Genomic DNA, 4439 nt, shown 5'->3' with positions numbered 1-4439 from the left:
CCCGGCAGCGCCAACGACCCGGCATCCCCCGCCTATTTCCAGCAGGCCATCGGCGACCGGGTGCTGTTCGAGGTCGATCAATCCAACCTCACCCCCGTGGGCCGCGCCACGCTGGACGGTCAGGTGGGCTGGCTGATGCAGAACATGGATTATCAGGCCGTGATCGAAGGCCACGCCGATGAGCAGGGCACACGCGAATACAACGTGGCGCTGGGGGCGCGGCGCGCCAACGCCGTGCGCGAATACCTCATCTCCAAGGGTGTCGCCGCCCACCGGCTCGAGGTCGTGAGCTACGGCAAGGAACGCCCGATCGAGGTCTGCTCGGCGGAAGCCTGCTATGCCAAGAACCGCCGCGCCGTCACGGTTCTCGCCGGCGGTCTGACCAGCTAGGATGCCCCTTATGAAAAGCTGTCGTTTCATCGCTGCCGCCGTCATGGCCCTGACACTGACCGCGCCACTTCATGCGCAGGACGCGCAGACGCTGGCGGACGTGCGCCAGGAACTCGTTGTGCTGAACACCGAGGTACAGAAGCTGCGCCGCGAACTTTCCACCACCGGCGGCGCGTCGGTGGCGGTGACGGGCGGTTCGGTGCTGGAACGGGTCAACGCGATGGAAAGCGAGTTGCAGCGGCTCACCGCGAAGACCGAAGAACTTGAAAACCGGATCAATCAGGTCGTGGCCGATGGCACCAACCGGATCGGCGATCTGGAATTCCGCCTCGTGGAACTCGAAGGCGGCGACGTGGGTGCGCTGGGTCAGACCAGCACGCTGGGCGGGGGCGAATTGCCCGCCGTCGCGGTGCCCGCGCCTGCGCCCGCACCCGCGACCGGGCCGACCACGCCCACGGTCGAATCGGAACTGGCCGTTTCCGAAAGGGCCGATTTCGAGCGGGCCCAGGGGGTGCTCGCCTCCGGTGACTTTCGCGCCGCCGCGGACCAGTTTGCGACCTTCAATGAGACCTATCCGGGCGGACCGCTAGCGCCAGAGGCGGACCTGCGCCGGGGCGAGGCGCTGGATGCGCTCGGTGACACGCGCGAAGCGGCGCGGGCCTATCTCGACAGTTTCAGCGCAGCACCCGAAGGGCCGATCGCGCCCGAAGCGCTCTACCGGCTCGGCGCGGCGCTGGGGGATCTGGGTCAGACCTCCGAAGCCTGCGTGACACTGGCCGAGGTTTCACTGCGGTTTCCCGGCAATGTCGCGGTCAGCGATGCTGAAGCGGCGCGTCAGGCGCTGAACTGTCCCTGATCCCGTGGCCGGCGCGGCCCTGACGGATCGGATTGCCGCCAGTCTCGGCCCGCTGCCGCCCGCGGCTCTGGGCATCGCGGTATCGGGCGGCGGCGATTCCATGGCACTGCTGCACCTGTTGCATGACATGGCCGACACGCGCGGCCTGTCGCTGCGCGCGGTCACCGTGGATCATGGCCTGCGCGCAGGCTCCGCCGAGGAAGCCACCGGGGTCGCCGCCTGCTGCGCGGCGCTGGGGGTTCCGCATGACACCCTGCAATGGGCCGATTGGGACGGCTCCGGCAACCTGCAGGCCGCGGCCCAATCCGCCATGAGCCGGTAGCGCGCATCCCGGGCCGCGCGCCACGACATCGGGGCGATTGCCCTGGGTCATACGGCGGACGATCAGGCAGAGACTTTCGTGATGCGGCTTGCCCGGCGCTCCGGCGTGGACGGGCTGTCAGCCATGGCGCCCCATTCCGTGCGCGCGGGTATCGAATGGCTGCGCCCGCTGCTGGGCATCCACCGCGCGGAGTTGCGCGGCTACCTGCGCGAAAGGGGCATCGACTGGGTCGATGATCCGGGCAACGAGGATCCGGCCTTTGACCGCATCCGCATCCGCAAGGCGCTGGATACGCTGGCGGAACTGGGTATCGGCCGCGACGTTCTGGGCGAGGTCGCGGGCCATATGCGCAAGGCCCGGCAGGCGCTTGGCTGGCAGACCTATCTGGCCGCGCGCGAACTGGTGCATCTGGACGCGGGTTCCGTCGTGATCTGCGAACGCCGCCTGCGCACCCAGCCCGATGAAATTCAACGCCGCCTCATGGTGGCCGCGCTTGGCTGGGTCGGCGGTGCGGACTATCCGCCGCGCCGCGCCAGCGTGGCCCGCGTGCTGGAGGCCGTGTCGCAGGGCCGCCCCTGCACGGTGGACGGCTGCCAGATCCGCGTGATCGGTGGGCAGATCTGGGTGTTTCGTGAATTTGCCGCCGTCGAACGCCAGCGCGGCACGCCGGACGGGCTATGGGATTCGCGGTGGCGGCTGCACGCCAGCGGGGGCGGCGGCATGGGCCCGCTCCGCGTGGCGGCACTGGGCCCGGAGGGGTTGCATCAATGCCCCGAATGGCGCAAATCCGGCCGCCCGAGGGAGGTTTTGCTGTCCTCCCCGGCCGTGTGGCGGGCCGAGGAAGTGGTGGCCGCGCCCTTCGCAAACCGCCCCGGACAGTGGCACGCGGAAATCGACGGCGGCGAAGATGCCTTTTTTGCCGCACTATTATCGCATTGAACCTGCCCGCATGATCCCTATCTTAGGCGCGTGGTCATGACGCTTCGGCAAGACCCCATCAAATAGGAGAGTTTCCTTGGGAAATGTTCGGAATCTGGCATTCTGGGTCGTCCTGCTGCTGTTGATCCTCGCGTTGTTCAACCTGTTCAGCGGCGGTGGCAGCACGATGCAAAGCCGCGAAATCAGCTATTCGGAATTTGTGGCCGCGGTCGAAGGCGGTGACGTACAGAACGTCACGCTCGACGGGGAGCAAGTGCGCTTCCGCCGGTCCGACGGCAGCGATTACATCACCATCAAGCCAGAGGACGCCGAAACCACCAACCTGCTCACCGCGAATGACGTGCCCTTCCGGGCCGAACAGCAGGCCCAGTCCGGTTTCCAGACCTTCCTGATGTCGCTGCTGCCGGTGCTGCTGCTGATCGGTGTGTGGATCTATTTCATGAACCGCATGCAGGGTGGCGGAAAAGGCGGGGCCATGGGCTTTGGCAAGTCCAAGGCCAAGATGCTGACGGAAAAGCATGGTCGCGTTACCTTTGACGATGTCGCGGGCATCGACGAGGCCAAGGAAGAGCTTGAAGAGATCGTCGAGTTCCTGCGCAACCCGCAGAAATTCTCCCGCCTCGGGGGCAAGATCCCCAAGGGCGCGCTGCTGGTGGGCCCTCCGGGTACCGGTAAGACGCTGCTGGCCCGTGCCATCGCGGGTGAGGCGGGCGTGCCCTTCTTCACTATCTCGGGCTCCGACTTCGTCGAGATGTTCGTGGGTGTGGGTGCGTCCCGCGTGCGTGACATGTTTGAACAGGCCAAGAAGAACGCGCCCTGTATCGTCTTCATCGACGAGATCGACGCCGTGGGCCGCCACCGGGGTGCCGGCTATGGCGGGGGCAACGACGAACGCGAACAGACGCTGAACCAACTTCTGGTGGAAATGGACGGGTTTGAAGCCAACGAAGGTGTCATCATCCTCGCGGCCACCAACCGCCGCGACGTGCTGGACCCTGCGCTGCTGCGGCCCGGTCGTTTCGACCGGCAGGTCACCGTGCCCAACCCCGACATCAAGGGCCGCGAGAAAATCCTCGGCGTGCATGCCCGCAAGACGCCGCTCGGCCCTGACGTCGATCTGCGCATCATCGCACGCGGCACGCCCGGCTTCTCGGGCGCGGACCTTGCCAACCTCGTGAACGAGGCGGCGCTGATGGCCGCCCGGGTGGGTCGCCGTTTTGTCACGATGATCGATTTCGAACAGGCCAAGGACAAGGTCATGATGGGGCCTGAGCGCCGCAGCATGGTGATGACCGCCGAGCAGAAGGAAATGACCGCCTATCACGAGGCCGGTCATGCGCTGGTGGGGATGACCCTGCCCAAGTGCGATCCGGTCTACAAGGCGACGATCATTCCCCGTGGCGGTGCGCTCGGCATGGTGATGAGCCTGCCGGAAATGGACCGTCTCAACATGTTCAAGGATGAATGCCACCAACGTCTGGCCATGACCATGGCGGGCAAGGCGGCCGAGATCTTCAAATACGGCCCCGACTCCGTCTCTAACGGTCCGGCGGGCGATATCCAGCAGGCGAGCGCGCTGGCACGGGCCATGGTGCTGCGCTGGGGCATGTCCGATCAGGTCGGCAACATCGACTATTCGGAAGCCGCCGAAGGCTATCAGGGCAATACCGCCGGGTTCTCCGTTTCCGCGAACACCAAGGAGCTGGTGGAAAAGGAAGTCCAGAAGTTCATTCAGGACGGCTATGACCACGCCATGAAGATCATCACCGAGAAAGAGGTGGAGTTCGAGCGGCTGGCACAGGGCCTGCTGGAGTACGAAACGCTGACCGGCGACGAGATCAAGCGCGTGATGGACGGGCTGCCGCCCACCGAAGACCCGGGCGACGACACCCCCGATCAGGGCAGCGCGCCCAGCGTCACGGCGATCCCCAA

3 protein-coding genes and 1 pseudogene are annotated in these 4439 nt (G+C 66.2%); all 4 read left to right on the top strand.

Annotated features, from left to right (window positions below):
• A partial coding sequence (gene pal, locus A3764_RS05280) for a peptidoglycan-associated lipoprotein Pal (RefSeq protein ID WP_067951290.1) occupies positions 1-390 on the top strand: 390 nt, incomplete at its 5' end.
• 10 nt (positions 391-400) lie between these two features.
• Positions 401-1246 carry a tol-pal system protein YbgF gene (gene ybgF, locus A3764_RS05275; RefSeq protein ID WP_067927930.1) on the top strand — a complete coding sequence of 282 codons (846 nt, stop codon included), beginning with the start codon at positions 401-403 and terminating at the stop codon, positions 1244-1246.
• A 4-nt stretch (positions 1247-1250) separates the two neighbouring features.
• Positions 1251-2507, top strand: a pseudogene (gene tilS / locus A3764_RS05270) (tRNA lysidine(34) synthetase TilS).
• Between the two features lie 76 nt (positions 2508-2583).
• A partial coding sequence (ftsH, locus tag A3764_RS05265; protein WP_067951288.1) for an ATP-dependent zinc metalloprotease FtsH occupies positions 2584-4439 on the top strand: 1856 nt, incomplete at its 3' end.

Origin of the sequence: Sulfitobacter sp. HI0129, from assembly GCF_001635395.1 — a bacterium.
GTDB lineage: Bacteria > Pseudomonadota > Alphaproteobacteria > Rhodobacterales > Rhodobacteraceae > Sulfitobacter.
Note: the sequence above shows the minus strand (reverse complement) of the source record. Positions and strands in the feature narration are given on the sequence as shown.

Coding starts and splice junctions, on each gene's coding strand:
- ybgF (WP_067927930.1), top strand. CDS start 401: ATGAAAAGCTGTCGTTTCATCGCTGCCGCCGTCATGGCCCTGACACTG.